Annotated in this window: 25 protein-coding genes; 4 read left to right on the top strand and 21 right to left on the bottom strand. The window is 39.7% G+C overall.

Annotated elements, in window-relative coordinates; translation table 11 throughout:
- Window positions 1-7: 7 nt before the first annotated feature.
- The 5 genes from B155_RS0100125 to polA form a co-directional block, all read right to left on the bottom strand.
- On the bottom strand, window positions 8-862 hold the full coding sequence (locus tag B155_RS0100125) for a rhomboid family intramembrane serine protease (protein WP_018126190.1): 855 nt from the start codon (window positions 860-862) through the stop codon (window positions 8-10).
- Window positions 863-877: 15 nt separating this feature from the next.
- Window positions 878-1,504, bottom strand: coding sequence for a rhomboid family intramembrane serine protease (locus B155_RS0100120; protein ID WP_018126189.1), 627 nt, complete (start codon window positions 1,502-1,504; stop codon window positions 878-880).
- Between the two features lie 10 nt (window positions 1,505-1,514).
- Window positions 1,515-3,017: a phytoene desaturase family protein gene (locus B155_RS0100115; protein ID WP_018126188.1), complete on the bottom strand. Its 1,503-nt coding sequence runs from the start codon at window positions 3,015-3,017 to the stop codon at window positions 1,515-1,517.
- A gap of 166 nt (window positions 3,018-3,183) precedes the next feature.
- Window positions 3,184-3,474, bottom strand: coding sequence for a GIY-YIG nuclease family protein (locus tag B155_RS0100110; protein WP_018126187.1), 291 nt, complete (start codon window positions 3,472-3,474; stop codon window positions 3,184-3,186).
- Between the two features lie 221 nt (window positions 3,475-3,695).
- Window positions 3,696-6,452: a DNA polymerase I gene (gene polA, locus B155_RS0100105; protein WP_018126186.1), complete on the bottom strand. Its 2,757-nt coding sequence runs from the start codon at window positions 6,450-6,452 to the stop codon at window positions 3,696-3,698.
- 80 nt (window positions 6,453-6,532) lie between these two features.
- On the opposite strand from polA, the gene add reads away from it, so the two are divergent.
- Window positions 6,533-7,534 carry an adenosine deaminase gene (gene add, locus B155_RS0100100; protein ID WP_018126185.1) on the top strand — a complete coding sequence of 334 codons (1,002 nt, stop codon included), beginning with the start codon at window positions 6,533-6,535 and terminating at the stop codon, window positions 7,532-7,534.
- A gap of 71 nt (window positions 7,535-7,605) precedes the next feature.
- Window positions 7,606-8,745, top strand: coding sequence for a PP2C family protein-serine/threonine phosphatase (locus B155_RS0100095; protein ID WP_018126184.1), 1,140 nt, complete (start codon window positions 7,606-7,608; stop codon window positions 8,743-8,745).
- 53 nt (window positions 8,746-8,798) lie between these two features.
- Here B155_RS0100095 and tkt read toward each other — a convergent pair whose 3' ends face one another.
- From tkt to uvrC, 9 genes are all read right to left on the bottom strand, one after another.
- Window positions 8,799-10,799: a transketolase gene (gene tkt, locus B155_RS0100090; RefSeq protein ID WP_026167108.1), complete on the bottom strand. Its 2,001-nt coding sequence runs from the start codon at window positions 10,797-10,799 to the stop codon at window positions 8,799-8,801.
- Between the two features lie 171 nt (window positions 10,800-10,970).
- Window positions 10,971-11,984 carry a tetratricopeptide repeat protein gene (locus tag B155_RS0100085; RefSeq protein WP_018126182.1) on the bottom strand — a complete coding sequence of 338 codons (1,014 nt, stop codon included), beginning with the start codon at window positions 11,982-11,984 and terminating at the stop codon, window positions 10,971-10,973.
- 145 nt (window positions 11,985-12,129) lie between these two features.
- On the bottom strand, window positions 12,130-12,828 hold the full coding sequence (locus B155_RS0100080; RefSeq protein WP_018126181.1) for an LOG family protein: 699 nt from the start codon (window positions 12,826-12,828) through the stop codon (window positions 12,130-12,132).
- Window position 12,829: 1 nt separating this feature from the next.
- Window positions 12,830-13,462 carry a DUF5683 domain-containing protein gene (locus B155_RS0100075; RefSeq protein WP_240386226.1) on the bottom strand — a complete coding sequence of 211 codons (633 nt, stop codon included), beginning with the start codon at window positions 13,460-13,462 and terminating at the stop codon, window positions 12,830-12,832.
- Window positions 13,440-14,375 (bottom strand): ParB/RepB/Spo0J family partition protein, encoded by a 936-nt coding sequence (locus B155_RS0100070; RefSeq protein WP_018126179.1) that lies wholly within the window; start codon window positions 14,373-14,375, stop codon window positions 13,440-13,442. Before B155_RS0100070 ends, B155_RS0100075 begins: the two co-directional genes overlap by 23 nt.
- A 9-nt stretch (window positions 14,376-14,384) precedes the next feature.
- The gene (locus B155_RS0100065; protein ID WP_018126178.1) at window positions 14,385-15,182 is read right to left on the bottom strand and encodes a ParA family protein; all 798 of its coding nucleotides are present in this window, start codon (window positions 15,180-15,182) and stop codon (window positions 14,385-14,387) included.
- A 113-nt stretch (window positions 15,183-15,295) separates the two neighbouring features.
- Window positions 15,296-15,871, bottom strand: a complete 576-nt coding sequence (locus tag B155_RS0100060) for an anti-sigma factor (RefSeq protein WP_018126177.1) — start codon at window positions 15,869-15,871, stop codon at window positions 15,296-15,298.
- On the bottom strand, window positions 15,846-16,487 hold the full coding sequence (locus tag B155_RS0100055) for an RNA polymerase sigma factor (protein WP_018126176.1): 642 nt from the start codon (window positions 16,485-16,487) through the stop codon (window positions 15,846-15,848). Before B155_RS0100055 ends, B155_RS0100060 begins: the two co-directional genes overlap by 26 nt.
- Window positions 16,488-16,724: 237 nt before the next feature.
- The gene (uvrC, locus tag B155_RS0100050; RefSeq protein ID WP_018126175.1) at window positions 16,725-18,569 is read right to left on the bottom strand and encodes an excinuclease ABC subunit UvrC; all 1,845 of its coding nucleotides are present in this window, start codon (window positions 18,567-18,569) and stop codon (window positions 16,725-16,727) included.
- A gap of 105 nt (window positions 18,570-18,674) precedes the next feature.
- Here uvrC and B155_RS0100045 point away from each other — a divergent pair, with 105 nt between their 5' ends.
- Both B155_RS0100045 and B155_RS0100040 read left to right on the top strand, forming a co-directional pair.
- Window positions 18,675-19,376: an RluA family pseudouridine synthase gene (locus B155_RS0100045; RefSeq protein ID WP_018126174.1), complete on the top strand. Its 702-nt coding sequence runs from the start codon at window positions 18,675-18,677 to the stop codon at window positions 19,374-19,376.
- 43 nt (window positions 19,377-19,419) lie between these two features.
- Window positions 19,420-20,295: a class I SAM-dependent methyltransferase gene (locus B155_RS0100040; protein ID WP_018126173.1), complete on the top strand. Its 876-nt coding sequence runs from the start codon at window positions 19,420-19,422 to the stop codon at window positions 20,293-20,295.
- Between the two features lie 3 nt (window positions 20,296-20,298).
- Here the strand turns inward: B155_RS0100040 and mtgA are convergent, their stop codons facing one another.
- The 7 genes from mtgA to B155_RS12690 all read right to left on the bottom strand — a co-directional run.
- Window positions 20,299-21,195, bottom strand: a complete 897-nt coding sequence (gene mtgA / locus B155_RS12695; RefSeq protein ID WP_169331248.1) for a monofunctional biosynthetic peptidoglycan transglycosylase — start codon at window positions 21,193-21,195, stop codon at window positions 20,299-20,301.
- A 58-nt stretch (window positions 21,196-21,253) separates the two neighbouring features.
- Window positions 21,254-22,588, bottom strand: coding sequence for a DNA recombination protein RmuC (locus B155_RS0100030; RefSeq protein ID WP_018126171.1), 1,335 nt, complete (start codon window positions 22,586-22,588; stop codon window positions 21,254-21,256).
- 6 nt (window positions 22,589-22,594) lie between these two features.
- On the bottom strand, window positions 22,595-23,398 hold the full coding sequence (locus B155_RS0100025) for an alpha/beta hydrolase (protein WP_018126170.1): 804 nt from the start codon (window positions 23,396-23,398) through the stop codon (window positions 22,595-22,597).
- Between the two features lie 15 nt (window positions 23,399-23,413).
- Window positions 23,414-24,880: an ABC transporter permease/substrate-binding protein gene (locus tag B155_RS0100020; RefSeq protein WP_018126169.1), complete on the bottom strand. Its 1,467-nt coding sequence runs from the start codon at window positions 24,878-24,880 to the stop codon at window positions 23,414-23,416.
- Window positions 24,880-25,626 carry an ATP-binding cassette domain-containing protein gene (locus tag B155_RS0100015; protein WP_018126168.1) on the bottom strand — a complete coding sequence of 249 codons (747 nt, stop codon included), beginning with the start codon at window positions 25,624-25,626 and terminating at the stop codon, window positions 24,880-24,882. The genes B155_RS0100020 and B155_RS0100015 overlap by 1 nt, the downstream gene beginning before the upstream one ends.
- Window positions 25,627-25,743: 117 nt before the next feature.
- Complete coding sequence (locus tag B155_RS0100010; RefSeq protein WP_018126167.1) at window positions 25,744-25,947, bottom strand: PID-CTERM protein-sorting domain-containing protein; 204 nt, start codon at window positions 25,945-25,947, stop codon at window positions 25,744-25,746.
- 18 nt (window positions 25,948-25,965) lie between these two features.
- A partial coding sequence (locus B155_RS12690) for a T9SS type A sorting domain-containing protein (protein ID WP_040368007.1) occupies window positions 25,966-26,151 on the bottom strand: 186 nt, incomplete at its 5' end.

Here is a 26,151-nt window from a genome sequence, read left to right as displayed (position 1 = left end):
TATTGCCCTACTTCTTTTTACTTAATTCGAATAATTTCTGTTTTTCCTCTTTGGTAAGAGCATCGTAGCCATCCTTTGAAATCTTTTCAAGAATTTCATCTAATTCAGATTGCTCTACCTCTTCCACAACTTCCACATCACGAACAATACTCATGTTATTATTTCGTGGTTTTCGTGATGGTTTAAGCTTGCCGAAAAGATACTCAAAATATCGGATGATAACGCTTAGGTCTGTACCGTTTTTGTAGGCTTTCAACAATAGATAACCACTTAAAGCTCCACCAATATGTACTAGTCTTGCTACGCTATCTTGTTTACCAATAAACAACACATCAATAAGTACCCAACCTACCACAAAGTATCGAGCTTCGATGGGTGGCAATAAGAATAGCATGATGGGAGCTCTTGGATAAAGCATTGCAAAAGCTACTAGCACTCCTGTAACCGCACCTGATGCCCCTATTACTAAGTTTAAGCCAAAAATATTAGCGAATATGGCATCTAAAAGTGCTCCAAATATGGCAGCTGAAAAATATACAATGGTAAATGATCTTGGGCCGATTGTTTCTTCTACTGATCGTCCAACCCAATACAACCAAAGCATATTAAATAGAAAGTGTAGAAAACCAACATGTAAAAAAGCATAGGTAATTAAGCGCCAAGGCTGAATAAATACCGTTGGGAAGCTCGGATCGAACGCAAAGGCTTGAAACAATAGATTGTTTACAAAATTGCCACCAAGCATCTGAATAAGGAATACTATAGTTGTTGAACCTATAATCCATCGAATGGCCGTGGGCATACGCATAAACCCACGTTTAGCTGTATTCCAAAAAGAGTCGTATGACTGATTATTCATCATAGAATGCGAAGATGATTAAGCGTAAGATTGAGGCTTTTTAAGTTTCCACAATTTAATAAGGATGAAACCAACCACCAATCCTCCTAAGTGAGCAAAATGTGCAACTCCTGAATCGGTTCTGGTTAATCCGTTGAATAATTCAAACAACCCATACATAGCTACAAAGTATTTCGCTTTAATTGGAATGGGTGGAAAAAGCAACATGATGCGATTATCTGGGAACATCATTCCAAAGCCTAAAAGTATCCCAAATACAGATCCTGATGCCCCAATGGTTGAACCATCACTTACTAGTATTTGAACAATTCCAGCTCCAATTCCTGTTAGAAAGTAATACAGGAGAAATCGTTTGGTACCCCATAAGTTTTCTAGAGCTTGCCCAAAAATCCACAATGCAAATAAGTTGAAAAAGATGTGCGAGAAGTCGGCATGTAGAAACATATACGAAACTAATTGCCACGGTAAGAAACCATCACCTAAAGGCTGAAGCACTAAAAATGGAGCAAGTAAATTCCCTAATGGAGTCCAACCGCCGCCCGTAATACTTACGGTTGCTAAAAAGAAAATACCGTTCCAAATAAGGAGGTATTTTACTGCGGGTGGAAAAACTGAAAACTGCGTGTTCGGAGAAAACTGATTCAAAAGAAGTTCTTTATTTGTGATTTTTTAGGATGCGCCAATATACGTTGATACCACTTAAAGTTACGCCAGGAATTCCCTGTCCTGGGTAGGTTGTATCACCTACGAGGTAAAGACCTGTAAATGGTGTCTGATTGGGTGTCCAATTTAGCAAGCTCCGTGCCATGCTTTGGGGTATGCCACCTACCCTGCCTTTTTTACGGTACACCCAATTCTGCCAAGTTATAGGCGTTGCTGTATGAATTGTTTCTATATTTGAAGCGGCAAAACCCGGAAGCTTAGATTGTAATGTGCGAACGATGTAATCTTCAACTTCTTGCTTTGCTACATCATATTCACCCTGAAGATTAAACCAATATTCTGGAGAGGCGTGGCACGACACATTTAAAGTTCGGAATCCATTTGGGGCCCGCTGGGTATCCCCTTTTTGTGACATAGATACAAAGATAGATTCGGAATTTGTATAAGGAACATGTTCTTCGCCTAAATGGATTTGATGATGCAAGCTCATCGAATCTGTGTAAGTATCGGTGGTAGCTATCCCTACAGAAATAGCACCCCATGCTTTATCATATTTCTTGGATTCATTTACGAAATATTGACTCATCGTACCTCTGGTAATCTCTCCCATATTCCAAACTGGGATATTAGAAACAACGATAGGTGCTTGGTACTTATTTCGTATAGAAGATTTCCCACGCTGAGTTTCAAGGGTATACCATCCATTGGAGAAACTCACATCAGTTACCCGTTCTCGAGTATAAAGAGCACCCCCTTTTTTATGAATAAAATCTCGGATGGTGTTTATCATTTCAATGAGTCCACCCGGCACATAGTAATTGGAATAGTTGGTGTAGGTGATTCCAGCTGCCCCAAAAATAAAAGGGGTATCTTCACTTTTTGACTGTGCTGTAATCATTAACTGCTCATCTACGAAACGCCTAAATCGAGGGGTGTCCACATTAAAGCGTTGCATTATTTCCCGCATTGATTTAAATGCATAAGGCAACACATAAGCATCTTTGGGGTGGTTGGAAGTAAACAATTGCCCCCAATCTGATATAGACTGTGGTGGGAAGGATGGGTTTTTTAGCGAGACATCCCATACTGTATCTGCCACTTGAAATGCTTTTTCCCAAAATGCTTTTTGAGCTGTGGGGTTACCAAATACACGTCCTGCTTCTTTTATCCATTCATCGCGATCTTTATAACGCGTGGCTTGTTCCCCCTCAATCCACACCGACATACTTGGTGAAATTTCTTCGCGTGGAATTCGAATTCCTGTCTCTTGTTCAAGTTTCCAAAGGGGTTGGTTTTCATCGAAACCAATTAGCGTGGTAGCCCCAGATTCAAAGGTCAATCCTCTTCTGTAATAGGAGGAACTACAGCCACCTGGAAGTGCCGCTGCTTCTAGTATTAGTACTTTAAATCCGCTGTTTGCAAGTAGGGCTCCTGTCGACATCCCGCCCATTCCTGAGCCGATGATGATGACATCATTATCTTTATTTATCTGCATGTGGGTAGAACCACTTCACCTACTTAAAATGTTCCTTAATTGAAGCTTATTTTATTAATCTGAATCGTAGATATTGATTGAGCTATGGAATGACGGTGCCGTTTTTACACAATGTTGATATGACGTCATCCTGAACTTGTTTCAGGATCTTATGTGCTACCACAGGTCAAGCCCTTAAAGTCTCATACCAATCTTCCAATCTTGGATTATGTTGCTTTACCAAATTCCATTTCCATTCTTTATGCCAGTTCTTTAATTGCTTTTCGCGGTCAATAGCATCAACTATAGAATCAAATTCCTCTGCATAAATCAAAATTGTTTGCTTATACCTAGTAGTAAATGCTGATCCTTTCCCTTGTTTGTGTTCCCAGATTCTTCTCGTGAGATTAGAAGTAATACCTATATATAGCGTACTTCTTTGAAAATTGGTTAGAAAATAGACGTATCCTTTGCTCATGATTAGTAAGACAGATCAAAGAATAAATCCTTACAAAGATCCTGAAATAAGTACAGGATGACGTCTTTTTGGTAGTTTTTTTAGTACGATCAATTAAAAATATACAGTCTCCTCTATAAAATATTGAAATAAGTATGAGTCTTACATTTCCACGATACCTATTCTCTTAGGAGTAAAAAAACTCCTGAGACTATTTCATACTATTTTATTTTACTAACTCCTTAGTGTGCCTCTAGCCAGTTTTCGCCAATACCGGCTTCTACTTTTAACGGTACAGCCATCTCCACAGCTTGCTCCATCATTTCAATAATCTTTGGAGGCACAGTTTCTAATTCCGATTCATGAATTTCAAAGATCAATTCATCATGAACCTGAAGTAGCATGCGACTCTTTAGATCTTCAGAGCTTAACCAGTCATGAATTTTGATCATTGCCAGCTTTATAACATCCGCAGCCGTTCCTTGAATAGGCATATTTATGGCAACGCGTTCAGCGAAACCACGCACATTCCAATTCCCAGAGTTGATATCAGGTACATACCTTCTACGCCCCATCAGTGTTTGAACATAGCCGTTGTCTTTAGCGAATTGTTTGGTGTCGTTAATGTAGTTCAAGATATTTGGGAATCGATTGAAGTATTCATCAATCATATCTTTCCCTTCATTATTCTCGATACCTAAGTTTTGAGCTAAACCAAAAGCACTTAATCCATAAGGAATACCGAAATTAACTTCCTTTGCCTTACGACGGTGATCTGCAGTTACTTCTTCCAAAGATTCTAAGTGAAATATCTCTTTCGCAGTACGCGCATGGATGTCTTCCCCATTTTTAAAGGCTTCTATCATGGCTTCATCTTTAGCGATATGAGCAATCACTCGAAGTTCAACTTGAGAGTAATCGGCCGACATGATCTTATATCCATCTTCGGCTATAAAAGCCTTACGAATTTCACGTCCTCTTTTAGTTCGAATGGGGATATTTTGAAGATTGGGATTAGAAGACGATAGTCGACCCGTAGCCGCTACACTTTGGTTAAAGTCGGTATGAATTCTACCTGTGTCTTCATTAATCAATGATGGAAGGGCATCCACATAGGTAGATTTTAACTTCGCTAATTGGCGGTATTCAAGAATCAAACTCGGAATCTCATACTTCACTGCTAACTTGGTAAGCACTGATTCATTGGTCGAATATCTACCAGTTTTGGTTTTCTTCCCTGCTGGTAATCCAAGCTTTTCAAAAAGAATGGTGCCTAGTTGCTGTGGAGAATTGATATTAAATTCCTCACCGGCTTTCTCGTAGATTTTTCCTTCTAGTTCTTTTAAATCTGTTTCTAAGTCCTTTGAAAACCCATTCAACATATCCGTATCCAAGCGAACCCCTTGGTATTCGATCTCAGCTAATACTTTCATCAAAGGGAATTCAACGGTATCAGCAACTTCTACTAAGCCGTCTTTCTCTAATTGCTTATGCAAAATCTCATATAAGCGAAGGGTGATATCAGCATCTTCGGCGGCATATAGATATACTTCTTCAGGGCTTAAATCGGCCATCGAAATTTGCTTCTTTCCTTTACCTATAAGCTCTTCGATGGGCACAGGAGCATAGTTCAACAATTTCTTAGCCAGCTCATCCATTTTCACTTTTTGATTCGCATCAATCAAATAGGCAGCGATCATTGTATCGAATGGCTTTCCTTTTAATTGAACACCACATCGTTGTAGAATGAGGTAATCGAATTTAAAGTTATGAGCTACGAGTGTGGTTTCTTTATTCTCGAACAGTGGACGAATTACATCCATCACCTCTTGCTGATCGAGTCCACCTTCCACATTCACAGGTATGTAATATCCACTTCCAGCTTGCACCGAAAATGAAACCCCAACTATTTTTGCAGATACAGGATCAGGCGAATCTGTTTCTGTATCAAAACTGAGAACTTTAGCTCCTTTCAGCTCAGCTACTAAAGCATTTACCCCTTCCATGGTGTTTACCAAGCTATATGCGTTGTTTTCAGCATCAAGCTTTTCTTTAGGGGCTTCTTCTACAAACGTACCAAATAGATCACCTTGGTCACCCGCTTTGTTTTCAATTTCGAGCGGTTCTTCCCCTAAATATTTTTTTGTAAGCGTTCTAAACTCCATTCGCTTAAAGAACAGACCTAACTCTTTTTTGTCTTCACCATTCCAAGCTAAAGCTTCCCATTCAAGTACATCAGGTACATCTGTTTTAATGGTTACCATTCTCTTTGCGTGCATAGCTTGGCCGGCATAATTCTGAAGTCCTTCACGCTGACGCTTCGCCGTGATGGTATCGGCTTTTGCTATGGCCTCATCTAACGAGCCGAATTTTTGAACTAACTTCGGAGCTCCTTTCTTCCCTATACCCGGAACACCTGGCACATTATCTGAAGCATCTCCTATAATTGCTAACACATCAATTACTTGTTCAGGGTATACTCCAAAGTATTCCATCACCCCTTCCCTATCAATGATATTGAAACCACCATCTTTGTTATCGGGCTTCATCATTTTGATATGATCATGCACTAACTGCATAAAATCTTTATCGGGGGTTACCAAAAGTACATCTACATCATCTGCATTGGCACCTGCAGCAATTGTACCAATCACATCATCTGCTTCATAGCCATCTTTTTCGATATTCTTTATACCCCACTTTTCTACCATCTCTTTGATTAACGGTATCCCAACTCTCAATTCGTCGGGTTGAGGTGGACGATTCGCTTTATAGCTATCATCCATTTCATGCCTGAAGGTTGGAACATGAGTATCCCAAGCCACTGCAATGTGAGTTGGCTTCTCTTCTTCTAACATCTTCAACAAGGTATTAGCGAAGCCTAGAACAGGCCCTGTTGCTATTCCTTCGGAGTTTTTAAGTCTAGAATTTACAAATGCGAAGTGCGCTCGGTAGGCTAAGGCCATACCATCTAACAAAAAGAGAAGTTTCTTTGACATGAAGTCCTTTTATTAACAAAAATTGTACCTTCAGAAACTAAAGGTTTTGCAGATAATTCCGAACTCAGATTCCCAAACCATTGAAGAATTTTTCCGAACTCGTTAAAGAACTTCCTAAAATCGAATTACATCTCCACTTAGACTGCTCTTTAAGTTATAAGGTGGTGAGTAAGTTAATTCCTGGCATATCGAAAGAAAGTTATTCGAAGAAATTCATTGCACCCAACAACTGTGCAGACTTAAAAGAATATATCGAGTGTGCTTCAGCTAGTATCGATATCATGCAAACGAAGGAACAACTAAAGCTAGTAACCTTAGATTTATTTGATCAACTCTTAGCTGATAATGTAATTTATGCAGAGATTCGTTTTGCTCCCCTTCAACATCTTAAGAAAGGCTTAACCGCTGAAGAAGTAGTACAAGCCGTTGATGAAGCTATAAATGAGGGTAAGAAAAAAACGGGGATTGAAGCTCGTTTAATACTGTGTACACTTCGTCATTTTTCTGAACAGCAAAGCATGCAAACCATCCATTTAGTGGATCAATTTCGTGGTTCAAATGTAGTTGGGTTTGACTTGGCTGCTGATGAGGCAGGTTACCCAATAGACGCTCATCGATCGGCATTTAATTTCGCAAGCAAGAATAATTTACCGTGTACATGTCATGCCGGGGAAGCTCTCGGTGCGGAAAGTGTGAAAGAAGTAGTGGATGAATTGCACGTTCAGCGTATAGGTCATGGAGTTCGAAGCATCGAAAACCTGCCCCTGATTGAACACCTTAAAAAGTGCCATATTCACCTGGAAGTGTGCCCAAGTAGTAACATTAAAACCAATATGTACCCTACTTTGTCAGATCACCCAGTAGATAAACTGTATCATACTGGTGTTTCAATGAGTATTAATACCGATGGTCGTTCCCTTTCAGATATTGACCTGATTACAGAGTATCAAAATTTAAAAGCTCTATTTGGTTGGGATATGGAGCATTATCGCTGCTGTAATCTTGAAGCAATAAAAGCTGCTTTTATTGATATTTCGCTAAAAGAGAAGCTGAAGAAGCGTATTAATGAAGCATATCAGTAAGATGATGTACCGATATAACTTTTTCTGTATAATTACGAACAAGGCGCTACTTAAATAAAGGAAAGTACACTTTGAGTTTAAAGAACGAAGCACAATCAGGTTACGGAACCAAGAAATTTTATCAGGAATATGTATCGGGCATGAGCCGTGATCGTATTTCCAAAGAGCTTACCGCCGATACCGATCGCCTTAAATTATTATACAAAGAAGCCGTTGAGGATATTGAGCGCCAACAAGGTCAAAACTTACCTGGCCATGTTAAGTTCTTACGCTTATTCTCTGACTTAACTCAACGCTTGAATCCAACTCGCCGATTAGCTTTCGGGTTAGGTGCTGTTAGTTTTGTAGCTCATTACATCGTAGATATATTTGGGCTATCAGGCATTATCTTCTTTTCAGAGCTGCTTCTCCCATTCAGCTTTGCATCCATGTTCTTGTTGCTGTTAGTAGAACTATTGGAAAAATCTGATGTCCAAAAAGAAATTGATTTAGCACGAGATATTCAGCTTAGCCTACTCCCAAATACTTCCATCAATAAAGATAACATGGAAGTGTACTCTTTTGCTCATACCGCTAAAGAAGTTGGTGGCGATTACCTCGATGTTATAGATACCGACAAAGGCACTTATGTGGTAATTGCCGATGTATCCGGAAAAGGACTTTCTGCTGCCTTGTACATGGTGCGGATGCAGGCTTTAGTAAATATGATTGTTCGAAAAGAAGAACCCTCTCCTAAAGATCTATTCATTCAGTTGAATGACTATGTGAAGAGTAACAGTAGAGATAAAACCTTTGTTACTGGATGTGTGGCGTACTTTCCGAATGACAAAGATGAGTTCACATATGTAAGAGCAGGCCATAACATCCCAATATTTTACAGCCGTGAACGTGATACCACTTTTAACCTTAATGCTGAAGGTTTTGCACTTGGTATGACCAATAGTGCATTACTTGAAAAGCATTTGGAAGTGAAGAAATTCCACTTTAAGAAAGGAGACTCGGTACTGTTCTATACCGACGGACTGAATGAAGCTCGTAATTTCAGAGGTGAAGAATACGGTGAAGAGCGTATACAGTCGTTGATGGAGATTTACGGCTCCTTACATGCCAAGACCATTGTGCGCAAGCTACAGAGCTCATTAGAAGCCTTCATAGGTGAAGAAGCCCCACTCGACGATATTACTTTTACATGTATCCACAAGCCTGAATAAAAAAAGCAGTGCTCTTTCGAACACTGCTTCTCAAACATTCACAAAGTGATGACTTATTTTGCTTGTTGAAGTACCGCTTCTACAGCACGATCACTTGTAATACCAAAGTGCTGATACAGTTCCTCATAAGGAGCAGATTCGCCAAAGGTATCAATACCAATTGCGATTCCCGTGTTGCCTATCCATCGTTGCCATCCAAAAGTAGATCCAGCTTCTATAGAAACACGGTTCGTTACAGCTGTAGGTAATACGCTTTCGATATAATCGGCATCTTGCTGTTCAAACAGTTCCCAGCAAGGCATACTTACCACTCGAACATCTAAGCCTTTTTCAGCAAGTTTAGCTTTGGCTTCCATCGCTAAATGAACTTCAGAACCAGAACCCATTAAAATTGCATCGGGTGTTTCTTTGTCTGAATCAGCAAGTACATAAGCCCCTTTTGCAGTTAGGGATGCACTATTCGCATCATTTCTTTCAAAAGTAGGAATGTTTTGACGTGTGAGAACAATGATACTTGGACCTGTACTATGCTCGATAGCTACTTTCCAAGCATGCGATACTTCGTTCGCATCACCTGGGCGAAGTACAAGTACATTTGGCATCGCTCTTAAACTTGCTAAATGCTCAACCGGTTGGTGAGTGGGTCCGTCTTCACCTAAACCAATACTATCATGCGTCATTACATAGATAGAAGGTGTTTGCATAAGGCCAGCTAGTCGGATAGATGGACGGCAATAATCAGTAAATACAAAGAAGGTTCCACCGTAAGGGATCATTCCACCATGTAAAGCCATGCCATTTAATGCGGCAGCCATACCATGTTCACGTACCCCATAGTGTACATTACGCCCGGTTGGGCCATCCAACACAAAACGACCTTCATCTTTTAAATTGGTTTTAACAGAGCCTTCAAGATCGGCAGAGCCACCAAATAAATTGGAAACTCCATCTTTTAAAGCATTAAGTACCGTACCTGAAGCTCCTCTAGACGCCACGCCTTTTGCATCCGCTTCAAATACTGGTAAAAGCTCTTCTAAGTTAGATGGAAGCTCACGGTTAATCCATTGAGTAAACAAAGCAGCGAGTTCAGCGTGTTGCTTGCTATACGAATCAAATAAAGCATTCCAATCTGCCTCTGACTTTGCCCCTTTTTCAACTTCACCACGATATACAGCTAACGCTTCTTCAGGTATGAAAAATGGTTCGTCACTTACCCAACCAAGGTTCTCTTTCGTTAAACGAATCTCTTCCTCACCAAGTGGAGAACCATGTGATGATGCTGAATCTTGTTTATTAGGACTACCAAATCCAATATGTGTTCTACAAATCACGATAGAAGGCTTAGAAGTTTCCGCTTTCGCAGATTGAATAGCCGATTCTATTTGTTCGTGGTTATGACCATCAATTTCTTGAACGTGCCATCCATATGATTCAAATCGTTTAACGGGATCTTCTGTAAAGGCTAAGTCGGTTGAACCATCAATGGAAATCGAATTCGCATCGTATAGGTAAATCATCTTACCGAGCTTCAAATGGCCCGCAAGAGAAGCCGCCTCATGTGAAATACCTTCCATCAAGTCACCATCACTTACGATAGCATAAGTGTAATGGTCAACAATATGAGCATTAGGCTTGTTGAATTTTCCTGCTAAGAAATGCTCTGCCATTGCCATTCCTACACCTGTGGCAAACCCTTGGCCTAATGGTCCTGTGGTCATTTCAACGCCTGGAGTTAAATGGCTTTCAGGATGACCAGCAGTGATGCTACCCATCTGTCTAAAGTTTTTAATGTCTTCTAAGCTTACGTCATATCCTGTTAAGTGGAGTAAGCTATAAATAAGCATAGAACCGTGGCCAGCAGATAGAATAAAACGGTCACGATCTGCCCAATTTGGGTTCTTTGGATTATGCTTTAGGAATTTAGTCCACAGGATGTACGACACATCAGCCATACCCATAGGCATACCAGGGTGCCCCGAGTTTGCTTTTTGAACGGCATCCATAGATAACGTTCTGATTGTATTAACACATAGTTGGTCGAGAGAGGAAGACATATAAGAGAGTAGTAGTTAGTTTAACAGTCTAAAATGATCGGCATCAAAGATATGAAATGCCTTTCTCAGATATAACTCTGATTCAAGCATTTTTGAACATTAGTTTAGTTCATAAAAAAAGCCTCTCATCAAATGATAAGAGGCTTTTATATTCCGTTAATAAGTCATCAATTATTGAGCTGACTTACACTTTAATTCAAATTCCATTGCGTGCTCAGCTGGACCTTTAAAAGAACCATAGAGTGCATCGGTGTATGCTTTACAAGCTTCAGCTTTTTGGCTTTTGCTTTGGTAAGCAAGACCTAGCTCGAAGTAGATTTTCGCACGGTCAGTTTTACCACCGTTTTCAAACTCAAGAGCTTGGTTTGCAGAAGCAATAGCTTTATCGAATTCTGATCTCTTGTTATAAGCTTCAGCTAAACGGTAATGTACATCAGCTGATTCAGACTCATAAGTAAGAGCTAGTTTTAAAAGCTCAATTGCTTTAGCGTAGCTTTTAGCTTCGATGCTCTTAGCGCCTCTAAATAATAACTCATCATGAGCAGCTTGATTCGTTCTACGAACTACTTTGCCCTGGTTTGTTTGCTCGCCAATAGCGATTGCTTGGTCAAACCAGTTCAAGATACCATCTAAATCTTCTGGAGAAGTCTTTTTAACTACAAGACCTTTTTGGTAGTAAGGTAGCGCGTAGTTTGAATTTGCACGAATAGCTTCGTTTAGAGCTACATCAGCTTGTTCATAGTTTTCTCTGTTAAATAGCATAATTGCTTTTTGGTAATACAACTGTGGTACATAGCTTACAGCGGTGCGCTCTACATTCTGATCGTTGTATTGTTTTGCGATTCCACCAGCATTTTTAAAGGCATCAATCGCTTTATCTAGGTCAGCAATTTGTTTAGACTGCTTAAAACCGTTGAATAGAGAAGCGGCTTTATTAAGAGCTACTTTAGGAATTTGTTGTTCCGCTCTAGTCTTAATATCCGTTCCTTGCTGTGTTCCTAGACTTGCACCAATAGAAGCAGCCTTTTCATAACTCGAAATTGCGGCATCATAATTCTTAGCCTTAGCCTGCTCTAGTGCAGTATTATAAATATTTACGGCATCATCGTACGACTCTTGTGCATATACACTACCAGCTAATAATGCCACAAATAGCACGAGTATTCCTCTTTTAAAAACCTTCATATTTCTAAACTTGTTGTTTTGTTAATTATTCAAAGCTTTCAATTTAAATAAAAAAGCTTCATATCTAAAACCAATAACACGTAATTTTTGGGTATTATTGCTTTTACTTTAAATGATGAGAAAGTTCTCATGTTCCCGATTATATTTAAAAATTCGGGTTTAGTTCGTGTTTTTTATAGAAGCTACAGATAATATCTACCGCTTCTTCGGTACTATCAGTGATATGAAACAAATCTGTATCATTATCAGAAATAGTCCCTTCTTCTTTCATCGTTTTGTTAATCCAGTCTACCAAGCCACCCCAGTACTCTGAACCAAAGAGCACAATAGGAATTTTTGATATTTTTTTGGTTTGAATAAGTGTGAGACTTTCAAAAAGCTCATCTAATGTTCCAAACCCGCCGGGGAAAACGATAAATCCTTGTGCATATTTCACAAACATTACTTTTCGTACAAAAAAGTAATTGAAATCAATTGAATACTCTTTATTAATGTATTCATTCATTCCTTGTTCGTGGGGCAAATCAATTCCCAATCCCACTGATTTCCCATTTCCTTGCATCGCACCTTTGTTTCCAGCTTCCATAATACCAGGTCCGCCCCCAGTAATCACACCGAAGCCTTTATCTGCAAGTAGTTCACCCGTTTTTACGGCAAGGTCGTAATATTTATTACCTGCTTTAGTACGTGCTGAACCAAAAATTGAGATACACGGTCCTACTCGATAAAGTTTATCGAACCCATCAACAAACTCGCCCATAATTTTAAAAACACTCCAAATATCATTGTTGTTATTTGGGCTAAAATTATCCGGAACCGTTTCTTTATAACGTCTTTCTTTCATACTAAAATCTTAAAGTGAGTGTAATAGATGGGACTTCGCCTGTAAGAGGCGTTCTTATAACATCAGGAGTGAACCTACCATTCATTGATAAATCGTCAGAGACATCAAAAGAACGAAGATGTGCGAATACATAGGCATCCACTGCATTGAGTAAATAGGCTAATCCAACGGTTATATATATGAAGTCGCGCCTATTCCGTAAAAAATTTCTTCTCGATTTTAAAAAACTAGCATTCTGATTCGCTAAATATTCTGGGGTTGCGCCGAATCGCTGGTCCGTATTTTCTTCAAATGAATTATAATATGCCGCTCTATAATCGTGATAGGTTTTTGTTAGATACACACTGTAATAACTTAACCCACCAATCAACCCATACACGATGGGCACCTTCCAAACTTGTTTGTTGGTTACTTGTCCCCACCCTGGTAGAATCAAAGAACGCCTAAATACCATTTTGGGATCAGGGTATTCCTGAGTAACCGTGCTATCTTGAGAGTAATACCTAATTGAATAACGCTCATCTGCTGAAAATTTTTGAGATGAGTATGATTGAAATTGAGCTGCCACATCTTGGCTACTCAACAGCAATAAGAACGCTATAATAAGCGATTTAAATGGTATCCAAGAGGCCAAGGATACGCTCCAAATCGTCTTCAGAATAATATTCAATTTTAATTTCACCGCCATTCGCTTTTGGCTTAACCTGAACTTTGGTACTAAAGGTTCTTCTCAGCCTAGATGAAATATCCTCATAGAATGGATCATTATCATTTTGTTTAGGCTTTTTCTTGGTTTTAGGAGTTCCTATAACTCGAACTTGATCTTCCATCTGGCGCACCGACCAATCGTTTGCTATGGCTTTTTTAAGCAGCTTCTGCTGGTCTTCTTCCTGCTCTAAGCTTACTAAAGCACGAGCATGCCCCATCGAAATTTCATTTCTCTTGAGTGCATTTTGAATGAAATCGGGCAGGGTTAGCAGTCGTAACATATTTGTTACTGTAGTCCGATTTTTTCCCACTCTATCTGCTACTTGAGCTTGAGTATAGTCGAATTCATCCAGCAATCGTTTGTAAGCTAAAGCTACTTCAAGAGCATTTAAGTCTTCACGCTGAATATTCTCGATAAGAGCGAAAGCCATACTTTGCTCATCATCCGCTTTACGGATGTAGGCTGGAATTTCTAATAAACCAGCTAATTTTGAAGCCTTTAGACGTCGCTCACCACTAATGAGCTCAAATTTCTTTTCACCAAGATAGCGTACGGTAATTGGCTGAATAATGCCATGTTCTTGAATAGAATTCGCGAGTTCATCTAATCGCTCCTCATCAAATTCTTTTCTTGGCTGATGTGGATTCGCTCTAATATGGTCTACAGGTACATGAAGAACTACATTTACTAGTTCAGCAGGGTCAATTGCTTCTACTTCTACTTTTTCTTCTTCAGTCTTCTTTTTAGGCTCTTCATTCTTCGGTGATGCCTCTTTATCGTCTTTGTATTCAGGAAAGTAGACACCTAATCCACGCCCTAATACTTTTTTTGTAGCCATATTAATCTCCTAATTCGAAAGTACTGGACTATCTTTAAACAGCTTTCTATTCTTTTTTATAATCTCGCGGGCCAAAGATAAATAGTTTTTACTTCCCGTACTTGTGGAATCATAAAGCAGTGCCGGTTTCCCAAAACTTGGGGCCTCAGCAAGCCTAATGTTTCTTGAGATCACGGTCTTTAACACGCGATCGTCAAAATATCTTTTTACTTCATCTGCTACCTGATTAGAAAGACGCGTGCGAGTATCATACATCGTTAACAATACGCCTTCGATATCTAACTCAGGGTTTAAATGCTGCCTTACAATCTTGATGGTATTAAGAAGTTGTCCTAATCCTTCTAGTGCGAAATACTCACACTGAACTGGAATCACAATCGAATCAGAGGCTGTAAGTGCATTAATAGTTAATAAGCCTAAGGAAGGTGGACAATCAATGATGATGAAATCATACTTATCTCTGAGATCGCCTATAGCTTTATCAAGAATTCTCTCACGATCTTCACGATCTATCATTTCGATTTCAGCGCCAACAAGGTTGATATGCGCTGGCACAAGATCTAAGAACTCAAGTTCAGTAGACCGAATAGTATCCTGAGTTTCAGTGCTACCAATCATTACTTCATAGATAGAGTTGGTCACCGTTTTTACATCAATGCCTAACCCGCTAGTAGTGTTACTTTGTGGGTCGATATCAATAATAAGTGTAGGATGCTCGATGGCAGCTAAACTAGCTGCAAGGTTTATGGCTGTAGTAGTTTTACCCACTCCACCTTTTTGATTGGCAATAGAAATTACTTTACCCATTAATACTCGCTTTACTTTGGTTCATAGGCATAAAATTCAATATAAAGCGAGGCACCCTCCGATACAAAAATACTTATTCACATCAAATCGAAAAGTTATCCACAACTCTATATTTACTGAGAGGGAGAGCTTGTTAACAGCACTCCTTGACGTTGTGGAGTGATTGGGGTGTTCTGATCTTTTACAAGCATTAACTTATTGTAGCTATTTTCGAAGTCTTGAATTAGCGCTTTAGCTCGATTTTCGTCAATTCTATCGGAAATATTGAGCACTTCATTTCTATCTACCCATGGCTGAACGGGCGATGCACTTTGCGTACCAACTTGATTACTGAAGGTATTTATTTCGTTATCGCTTTGTGAATAAATGAATGCTCCACTTATGGCAATCAGCACTACAGCTGCTGCGGCTACTTTGGTGTGCCATGCTTTGGGAATAAGGGCCGCACGTAGGTTTTTCTTTTGATCTTGAACCGCTTGGGCTTGAACCGATTCAAGTAAGTGCGATGGAGTTTCTTTGAGGGGGAGTTTTCTAACTTTGTTGTAGGTGCTTCTTAAACTTTCAACTTCGATCAAGAGATTTTCATTTTGCATCATCTCTCGTTCAAATTCGATTTCCTCAGAGGGATCCATCTCCCTCATGAGGTACCGAATACAGTCTTCATCATTTAATGGCATGTTTGATTTCATGTTGTCTTTCTTCTTCAAAGTACTTCCGTAAATTTATTAACGCATACCTCATACGACCAAGAGCCGTATTAATAGACACGTTAGTCAATTCTGCGATTTCTTTAAAGGGCATTTCGTAATAATGCCTCAATAGTACTACGGTGCGTTGCTCTTCTGGGAGTTTGGCGATGTGCTTCATCAAACTAGACTTCGTTTCAGATTCTACCATTTGATCATCGGCATCAACCCAACTCTCATCCGACATCATGTCGAAGTAATCAGAGCGTGAGTCGCCATCGTCGTACCACCCATTAACGTCAACAAATCGTTTTTGTTTTCTTAAATAATCAATTGTTGCATTATGCGCAATTCGCATCACCCATGCGATCCATTTACCTTGCTCATTGTAGGTGTCATCCATCTTGGTAACAACCTTAGAGAATGTTTCCTGGAATAAATCATTCGCCGTCTCAGGGTTGTTCACCATACTGTATATATAGGAATAGATCTTCGCTTGGTGGCGATTCAGTAATTCGTTAAACGCAGCTTCATCAGCTTTCTTTCTAAATAGCTTAACAAGATCACGATCTCTTAATTCTTTGTAAGATGCCTTTGTATTTCTTTTTAGTAGTTCCATTACAGTCACCCTGTAGTTTTGGGTTTGGCTCTATAGATATGATATTTGAACCTTGGTTTCCTCCGATTGATTCATATTCTCACATTCTTCTATAGAACGATTTAACCATCTGTATACAGCTATTACGAAGAGCTTTACCAAATGGGTTGTCCTTATGTTAATATCTGAACACCAAGTTCAACATCACATGATGATGTTAGGTCAATGTCACATCCTCACATCGGTGGCTAAGACGAGCTATGATTGGAAATAGTTGAAAATATTTTCGCCTACTTTGTTGCCTGTAACTTTTTGAAGCTCAGTAAGCTCTAATTTTTGAATGGCTTTTACCGAACCAAATTCTTTTAAGAGTTTCTGGGCGGTCTTCTCTCCTACCCCTTCAATATCTGTTAACTCTGTAACTAGTGTTCGTTTAGATCTTTTCTGACGATGGAAAGTAATAGCAAATCGATGGGCTTCATCCCTTGCTTGTTGCAACAGTTTAAGAGCGGTTGATTTCTTTGGAATCATATATGGCTCGGACCTTCCTGGTACAAAAACTTCTTCTAAACGTTTTGCTAAACCTATGATATCGCATTCACCATAAAAGCCAATTTCTTTGAGCGCTTCTACAGCTGAACTCAATTGACCTTTCCCACCATCAACCACAATTAGATCCGGAATCTGTAATCCATCTTTCATCACTTTAGAATACCGTCGAGTTAGAATCTCTTTCATCGAGGCGAAATCATCAGGACCTATTACCGTTTTTATATTGAATCGTTTGTATTCACTCTTTCTTGGTTTGGCGTCTACAAAACACACCATCGATGCTACTGGGTCGCTACCTTGCAAATTGGAGTTATCAAAACACTCGATTCGGCGGGGTAGTCGTGTTAGGGGAAGGTGTTCTTTGAGCTCCTTAACAGCATGAGGAATTCGATCTCGTTCGGCCTTCTCTTTCTCTAATCTTCGTTCATTTAAATGCAGGCGTGCATTGGCTTTAGCCATTTTGATAAGCTGAGCCTTCTCTCCTATTTGAGGTACATGAACAGGTACTTTTTTACCCTTCTCTTGATAGAGATACTGAGTCAGTGCTTCATCATCTTCTAACGCATTGCTGATATACACCTCATCCGGAATTGCAGCGGTGTATTGCCCTGTGTAATAATCTTCAACAAACGACTGTAGTAGAACTTCTTGAGAGAGACCTTCGATATTCTTTAAAAAGCGATGAAATTTACCAATGAGCTTCCCTTCTCTTACTTTAAATAGAACTCCACATGCTTCCGATAATTCATGATCTATAATCAATGAAAATACATCTCGGTCTACTTTTTTGTCGGCCACCATCTTCATCTTCTTGCTGTAACGCTCAAAAGCCACCAAGCTATCGCGAATTTTAGCCGCTTCCTCAAAAGCCAAGGCATCGGAAGCAATCTGCATCTCTTCTTTTAGCTCACGTAATAACTGATCTGTTTGGCCATTGAGTAATCGCTCCACTTTTTGGATGATAGACTGATAAACCTCTTCATCCCAGTCTCCCGAACAATTTTGAAGATAATCATCAAAGCAGGAATGCCATTTGGGGATACTTCGAGTTCGATCAATGTTCTTTATAGAAACTGCACAGGTGCATAAATCGAAACCTTTCCGAATGGTCTCGAGCATACGCTTCATGTTGATTACACTATCGTATGGCCCAAAGTATTTACTCCCATCTTTTATAACCGTTCTGGTAGGAAACACGCGGGGCTTAGACTCTTTAGTGATGCAAATGTATGGGTAGCTCTTATCATCTCGATACATGATGTTATATCGAGGCTGATACTGTTTAATGAAGTTGTTTTCTAAGATGAGAGCTTCTGCTTCAGAGTCCGTGATCACCACTTCCAAGTCATCAATCTTCGAAACCATCGTCTTAATACGCCCATCCACTGGTCTAGATTCTTGAAAGTACGAACGAACACGATTTCTCAGCTTCTTTGCTTTCCCCACATAAAGCACACTTCCATTTTTATCCTTGTAAATATATACACCGGGGGATAGTGGTAGATTGGCTACTTTTTCAGATACATCTATACGAACATGGTCTTCACTCATGCCCAAAGATAGTATTCCTAAAGAGCTCAATCCAAATTAATAGATAGGATGTATCAGGGCGAATCGTATTCCACAATTGAGTGCATAATTCCATATTTTTGAGGCATGAGTAAAAGAAAGAATACGACGCGTACCAACCCCGACATCCATGTAATTTATGAAGACAATCACCTGCTCGTGATTGATAAACCTGCCGGGGTTTTATCACAAGAAGATCATACTGGCGATCCTGATGTTCTTACGCTCTGCAAATCATATCTAAAAAAGAAGTATAACAAGCCGGGAAATGTATTTTTAGGGCTTGTTCATCGTTTAGATCGTCCTGTAAGTGGGCTTATGGTTTTAGCTCGTACCTCGAAAGCGGCGGCTAGGCTTTCTGAGCAAGTTCGCAAGCATGCTATGGACAAGACCTACTGGGCAATGGCTGAAGGTATGACTCCGATGGAAAAGACCTTGGTTCATTACTTAGAAAAGGACAAAAATTCTAACAATGTATCTGCTTATAAATCTAAGCGCGGTCGTGCTAAAGAAGCCAAATTAAGTTTCAAAACAATTAAGCAAAGTGCTCATTATAGTTTAGTGGAAGTGGATTTGATAACGGGTCGGCCACATCAAATTCGTGTACAATTTGCTAAGGAAGGCTTTCCACTTTGGGGCGATTACCGTTATGGTGAGCCGGGAAAAAAAGGAAAAGACTTAGGCTTACGTGCGGTCAAGCTAGCCTTCGACCATCCAACTACCCAGAAAAGAATGTTTTTTGAAGTTGATCCGCCCAACCTACAGCCTTGGAATTTCTTTGATTATTAAACCCCTTCGAATTAATCAAATCATCTAACCGAGATCACTTTTAATGGCTAGCCATAAACTTTCATACACGGCCTCCTATATAGCCATTAAGTTTTATGGGCTGACATTAGATGAGCGAATAGGGAATCATTTTTCAACGGCTACTAAGAACTTCTATCGCAATTTGGTAGCCTTTCTACCCAGTCATTTGAGCTGGTATCAGAATTCACTCTCCAAGAGTTTTTGGCGAAAACTATTTATAGCCTCTGAAGAATTATTACTTCCCGGCGACTTGATGCATATCATTTGCCGAAAGTATTATATCGAACAACTGATTGATGAAGCTTTGAGTGAGGGTATTTCACAAGTTGTTGTGCTAGGGGCAGGTTTTGATCATAATGGCAAGTTTAAAGCCAATGAAAAAGCTACTTTTTTTGATATAGATACACCTTACATGGTGGAACAAAAAGAAGATTTTTTAAGAGATTTCGGGTATAAGAATAGCAATCATCATGTCTGCTCGATTGATGTAGAAGAGCAAAATTTAGTAGATGTTTTAACACATCATCCTGATTTCGATTCTACTAAACCGACACTGTATTTAGCGGAAGGTTTTTTTGATTATCTAAGCTTGTCTACTACTAAACAGGTGCTTGAGCAAATACGGAGCTTGACACCTAATCATCAGCTGATAACTACTCTTTTTGCCTTAGAGGAGCTCAACTTCTTTTATCGAAGCAGTTTCACAAGTGGAGTGGCCATGGTAGGTGAAACGCTGAAACTGCCCTTAAATAGAACCGAGTTCATCCAATTAATGAAAGATCACCAATACACGCTTCAACAAGAGATTTCTCACCAGCAGATGTATGATGATTTGGTGTGTTCTACAGGGTTGAAATTACCCGTTATGAAAGGCTTCTACATATTAACCTTCAAATAGATCTTAGTAGGTCGAAACTGAATCTTTTTTAGTGGAATCTTGGCCTTCGCTCGTTGTTAGATTAAAGGGTTTGAAATTTGCCTTCGGTAAGTAGGTAATTTCATAATCTGAAGTGGTCGTATCCTCTTCAATATGCTGATAGGTTGTATCACTGAAAACGGGCTTTGGTGGTTTCTTTTGCACATACGCAATGCCGCTTAGGTTCATCATATTGCGTAGAATCCAATCTTTTCTTTCGGCGACGTAAGGCGATGGTGGGTTTAAACGCATACGCTTTGGATTGGGTAAAACGGCAGCTAATCGAGCGGCTTCATCAGCTTTTAATTCCAGTGCTTCCTTTGCAAAGAAATGCTCGCTTGCTTTACCAACTCCATATACGCCAGGACCGAATTCCACTACATTTAAATATAATTCTAGAATACGTTCTTTCGACCACAGCTTCTCTACTGTTAAAGCCAAACCTGCTTCAACTCCCTTTCTGAAGTAAGTTTTATTGGAGCTTAAAAATAAATTTTTCACTAGCTGTTGGGTGATGGTACTTGCTCCCCTCACCCGTTCACCGTTTTCCATTTCTTGAAGAGCTTTACCTATTGCTTCAAGGTCGATTCCATTATGTTCCCAGTATCTTTGGTCTTCTGAAGCCACCACAGCCCATTTCAAATGCTCGGGTATATCTTGTGTTGGCACCCAATAGGATTCCAAAGAATATGGTTCTTGGCCCACTTCATCCCAATTTGTACTATGGGTAAATGCCGTTGATGTGGGGTTCACCCATTTGAACGACCACAAAGTGAAAAATCCAATTACGCCCATTATCAATACAGCCCAAGCCGTACCTATGATACATTCCTTTAGGATGTACTTTGGGTTGAAATCAATCGATGATATAGCTCTATACATATACATACAGTGTGTTTTGTATGTATTAAACCTAAGAAGCTAAAAATTGTTCTAAATTTTATTCTTCCTCTGAAGATGGAAGTTGTTTGGTAGCTTTTGCCCCTAGTTCTTGGAGCATTTCAGCTTGACGAATTAGGTTTCCTCGCCCAGTTTTCAAGCGTTTCATCGCTTCATCATAGCTACTCTGCGTTTGATTTATTCTGTTCCCTATATCATTCATGCTATCCACAAATAAGGTGAATTTATCGAGTAACTCTCCCCCTCTATTCGCGATCTCTAAGGCATTTTTATTCTGATATTCCCGCTTCCAAATTGTATTAATGGTTGAAAGCGTTGCCAACAGCGTTGATGGGCTTACGATAACGATGTTTCTCTCAAAAGCTTCGTTATATAAATTTGGTTCGGTTTGAAGAGCCGCACCAAAAGCAGGTTCAATTGGAATAAATAACAGGACAAAATCAGGTGTTTTGTTCTCGTACAATTGAGTGTAGTTCTTGTCACTCAAACCCTTCACATGAGCACGTATGGAGTTCACATGTTGCTTAAGCGCCGCTTGAGCTTCATTTACATCTTGAGCCGAGGCAAAGCGCTCGTAAGCTGTTAATGATACTTTTGAATCCACGATCAAGAATTTCTCATCCGGTAATTTGATGACTACATCAGGTTGAAGTCGACGGCCGTCTGTCATAGTCTGGCTTTGCTGCGTGAAGTATTCTTGGTCTTTTCGAAGTCCTGATTTCTCCAGTATACTTTCAAGAATCACCTCTCCCCAATTTCCTTGAGCCTTCGAATCACCTTTTAAAGCCTTTGTTAGATTTTTAGCATCTTCACTCATCTTCTGATTCAAATCAGCCATTTGGCGAATCTGCTCCTTTAAAGTGAAACGCTCTTGCGTTCCTTTTTCATAAGTCTCTTCTACTTTCTTTTTGAACTCATCTAACTTAATTCCAAGTGGGTTCAAAATCTGATCCAAGCTCTCCTTGTTCTGCTTGGTGAACTTCTCCGATTTTTCATCCAGAATCTTATTCGCCAAGTTCTCGAACTGAACCTTTAGCTTTTCCTGCATGTCTTCTAATTCGGCACGTTGTTCGTCTAATCGTTCTTTAAGTGCTGAATGTTCTGCTTTTAAACTTGCTAAATTTCTATCCAGTTCCGAAGAATGCCTTCTCTCTTCTTTTAGCGCTTCTTCTTTTGAAGACTGTACTTCTTGAATCTTTTTTTCAAAGCTACTGATCTCCGTATCAAGCTTTAATTGGTTTTCTTCTAGTTGCTTGGTGAGCATTTCATTTCTCTCTTCCAATCGTGAAGATTCTGATCTTCCTTTAAAAAATGCGATGGCAAACCCGGCTATTGCGCCAACTAAAAGTGATGCGATGATCAATAATTCGTTCATAGATAATTACTTATTAAGAATATCTGGTAGTAGTTCTTTAACTCTTTGATTTCTGTACACTCCAAGGTGTCCCTGCCCTTCTAAGATATAGCTTCGATCACCCGGTTTCAGATATTTTTTTAGCGAAAGTGAGCGTTCGATTGGAAGTACTCTGTCATGTTCAGCAAAGAAGATGGTTATAGGTTCCTCAATCTGGGATAAGGCTATATCTGTTCGCAATGGATAACGAACTAGAAAATCGGGTAAGAACGGGTAGTTCTGATTCTTCATATCAAGGATACTGGTATACGGTGTCCATAACATGAGTCCACGGGGATTTTCTTTGGCAGCTACTTGGGCAGCTATTCCAGTTCCCAATGAATATCCTACTACAAATACAGAATCTTCTTCATATTCATGGAGCATTTCAGAGTACACAAATTGCATATCCTCAATGAGATCCTTTTCGTTGTTTAAGTCACCGCTACTTAAACCAAATCCTCTGTAATCAGGATATAACACATCGAAACCTTCATCTAAGAATAATTGAAACTTCAGCGCAGAGGTCTTATTAGTACTCGCATTTCCGTGAAAGAATAAAACCAATTTGTTGCTCGAATCGGATTGAAAAGCATGAATAGCATGGATACTTGCACCCGATGGAGTTTCAAAAATACGTTCTTCAAAAGGGAATGGATATGAATAACTGGTATTTGGAGGCAGTTTAACTGGTCGAAAAATTAATTCGGTTTGCACAAAATAAAAGTACCCGCATACCATCAAATAGATACAAAAAAGTCCACCAAGGAGTTGTACGCTAAACTTTTTCATTCCCTTGTACTCCCATTAATTTGAGAACTTCGATTCATACAAATCAAAACTCCATTGTACCAGCAATGCCATTAATGCGGCAGGTATAGCGCCTTCAAGTATTAAAGCAGTATCGTCTAGTCTGATTCCCGTTAGTATTGGCTGACCATAGCCTTCTGCACCAATAAGCGCTCCAAGTGTTGCCGTTCCCACATTGATAACCGCCGAAGTTTTGATACCCGCTAGAATGGTTGGTTTAGCGAGAGGTAACTCAATTTTCCTCAGTATAAACCGATTGGATAGCCCTAAGGCCCATGCTGATTCTTGCACAGAGGCAGGGATTTCCTTTATACCTGAATGAGTATTTCTAACTATTGGTAGTAAGCTATACAAAAATAAGGCGGCCATAGCGGGTAAAGAACCTATACCTAATAATGGAATCATGAATACTAATAGTGCTAAGGACGGTATGGTTTGAAGTACCCCCACAAAGGCAAGTAAGGGTCCTTCTAGCCAAGAATTCTTTACCGCTGCGATACCCAATGGTATAGCCACTATAATAGCCAAGGTTAGAGAGATTCCTACTAGATATAGGTGACCTAAAGTGTTGATCCAAAGTCGCGACCACACGGTACTTTGAACCACCTCACTTTTGATAGAAAATTTATCATCTAAGAAGTTTGCAGCAACTTGCTCATCAGACTCTCCTTCTAATTTAACCTGAGCATTTAGTGCCACCATTTCGCTTTCGGTTATAGTACCCTCTAAACTTTCCAAAAGCGATACCATAGATTCATCGATATCCATTCTGTAAAGAATAATCGCCTGATAGTCTGGAAAAAATCCTTGATCATCTTCAAGTACGGCAAGGTCGTAATATTGAATTTCAGCATCGGTTGAATAGAGATCGATGGCATCAATATTTCCAGCTTCTAATCCACGGTAAGCTAGGTCATGATCTAAACCTGTAACTTGCTGATGTGGTAAATTATATGCCTCACTAAGTCCTTTCCAGCCATCATTTCGATCTAAAAACTCGTTGCTGAAGCCTAACTTTAAATCCGGGTGCTTCGCAAGATCTGATATGGTTTTTAAACCTCTTTGTGTTGCCGTTTCTTTATTCACACCTATAGCATAGGAGTTATTGAAGCCCAATGATTTAGTAGCTTGTACCTGATACGGTTTTAAAACTTCATTCAAGGCTTGATGTGAATCTATATTTTGCCCATTCAATATTTCTTGGATAATGGTTCCGGTATAATCAGGATAGATATCAATTTCCCCTTCTAGCAAGGCATTCCATAAAATGCGTGTGCCCCCTAACTGAGACTTATACTGTGTTTGATATCCATTATCTATTAGTAGCTGATTGGTGATTTCCCCAATAATTACCGACTCTGTAAAGAGCTTACTTCCAATTACCACTTCCTTGTTATTATCCTGTGCCAGGATAGCAATTGGAAGAAATAACCCAAGAACTAAACTGATGCATGCAATTCTCATCACTCTTGCTCCACTTGATGTAGCAAGCTACGCTGTGCATTGATAAAATCGCTTACAAAATCATTGGCAGGCTTATTTAAAATGGTTTTGATGCTGCCTCTCTGAACTACGCCTCCGTCTTTCATAAGTAATAGCTCATCCCCAAGATATGCGGCTTCTCCAAGATCATGAGTCACCAACACCACCGTTTTATTGAGCTTACTGAAAATCTCTTTCAGCTCCGATTGCATTTCATTTCTAACTAGTGGGTCAATCGAACCTAATGGTTCATCCATTAGAATATAATCTGGGTCAAGCATCAAAGCTCGCATTAGGCTAACACGTTGAGCTTCCCCACCTGATAGTTGGGTAGGTTTTTTATCTAATAGATTGGTAGAAATATGAACCAGCTCACTTAGTTCATTTACTTTATGGGATATATCGGATTCAGACCACCCAAAGTATTCAGCGGCTAGGGTTACATTCTTCCGAGCACTCATGTGTGGAAAGAGTCCTCCTTTTTGAATTACATATCCAATTCTTTTTCTAAGCGCATCAGTGTTTTTTTTATCAAGCTTATCCTTCCCAAAATGAATTTCACCTTCATCGGGTGTAATCAGACCGATCATTATGCGCAGTAAAGTTGATTTACCACAACCACTAGGACCAATGATGGCTAGTGTTGAACCTTCGGGTACATCTACATTCACCTGATGCAACGCTCGTTGCGTTCCGAAGTATTTAGTAATCTGATGGACCTTAATCATGCAAATAAGCTCATATATAATTGAACATGATGGAGGTTAATGAAAAAGCGTTGGCAACCCAACATAAAAAAAGCACCCTCACAAAAGTAAGGGTGCTTCAGAGTTATGGTTCAGAGATCAGAGATTGGTATGCTCTGATTCACTCTTGTTGCCTTTCAGCTTTTTATAAGCATACGCGCCACCTGCTGCGGCTAGTAAGCCGAGGCCACCATCAATTGGGGCTTGTGCAGGTGCACTTGGTAATCCCGGCTGAGCAACCGTCCACACCGAGAGTAATAGTATCATTGCTAAACTTGCGAGTATTGTGATAAATATCTTCATGAATCTGTCCTTTTATAATTACTTGATGAGCGTCATTTGACGAGTGATTACTTGGCTACCCGCTTTCAAACGGTANTAGTAGATACCACTGGCTTGATCGGCTGCATTCCATGTTACTTGGTAGCTGCCGGCTGTTTTCGTCTCATTAATGAGCTGGGCTACTTTTTGCCCCATCACATTGTATACCGTTAACTGTACAGGACC

This window comes from Balneola vulgaris DSM 17893, assembly GCF_000375465.1.
GTDB classification, from domain to species: domain Bacteria; phylum Bacteroidota; class Rhodothermia; order Balneolales; family Balneolaceae; genus Balneola; species Balneola vulgaris.
This window is presented reverse-complemented; position numbering and strand designations above follow the sequence as displayed.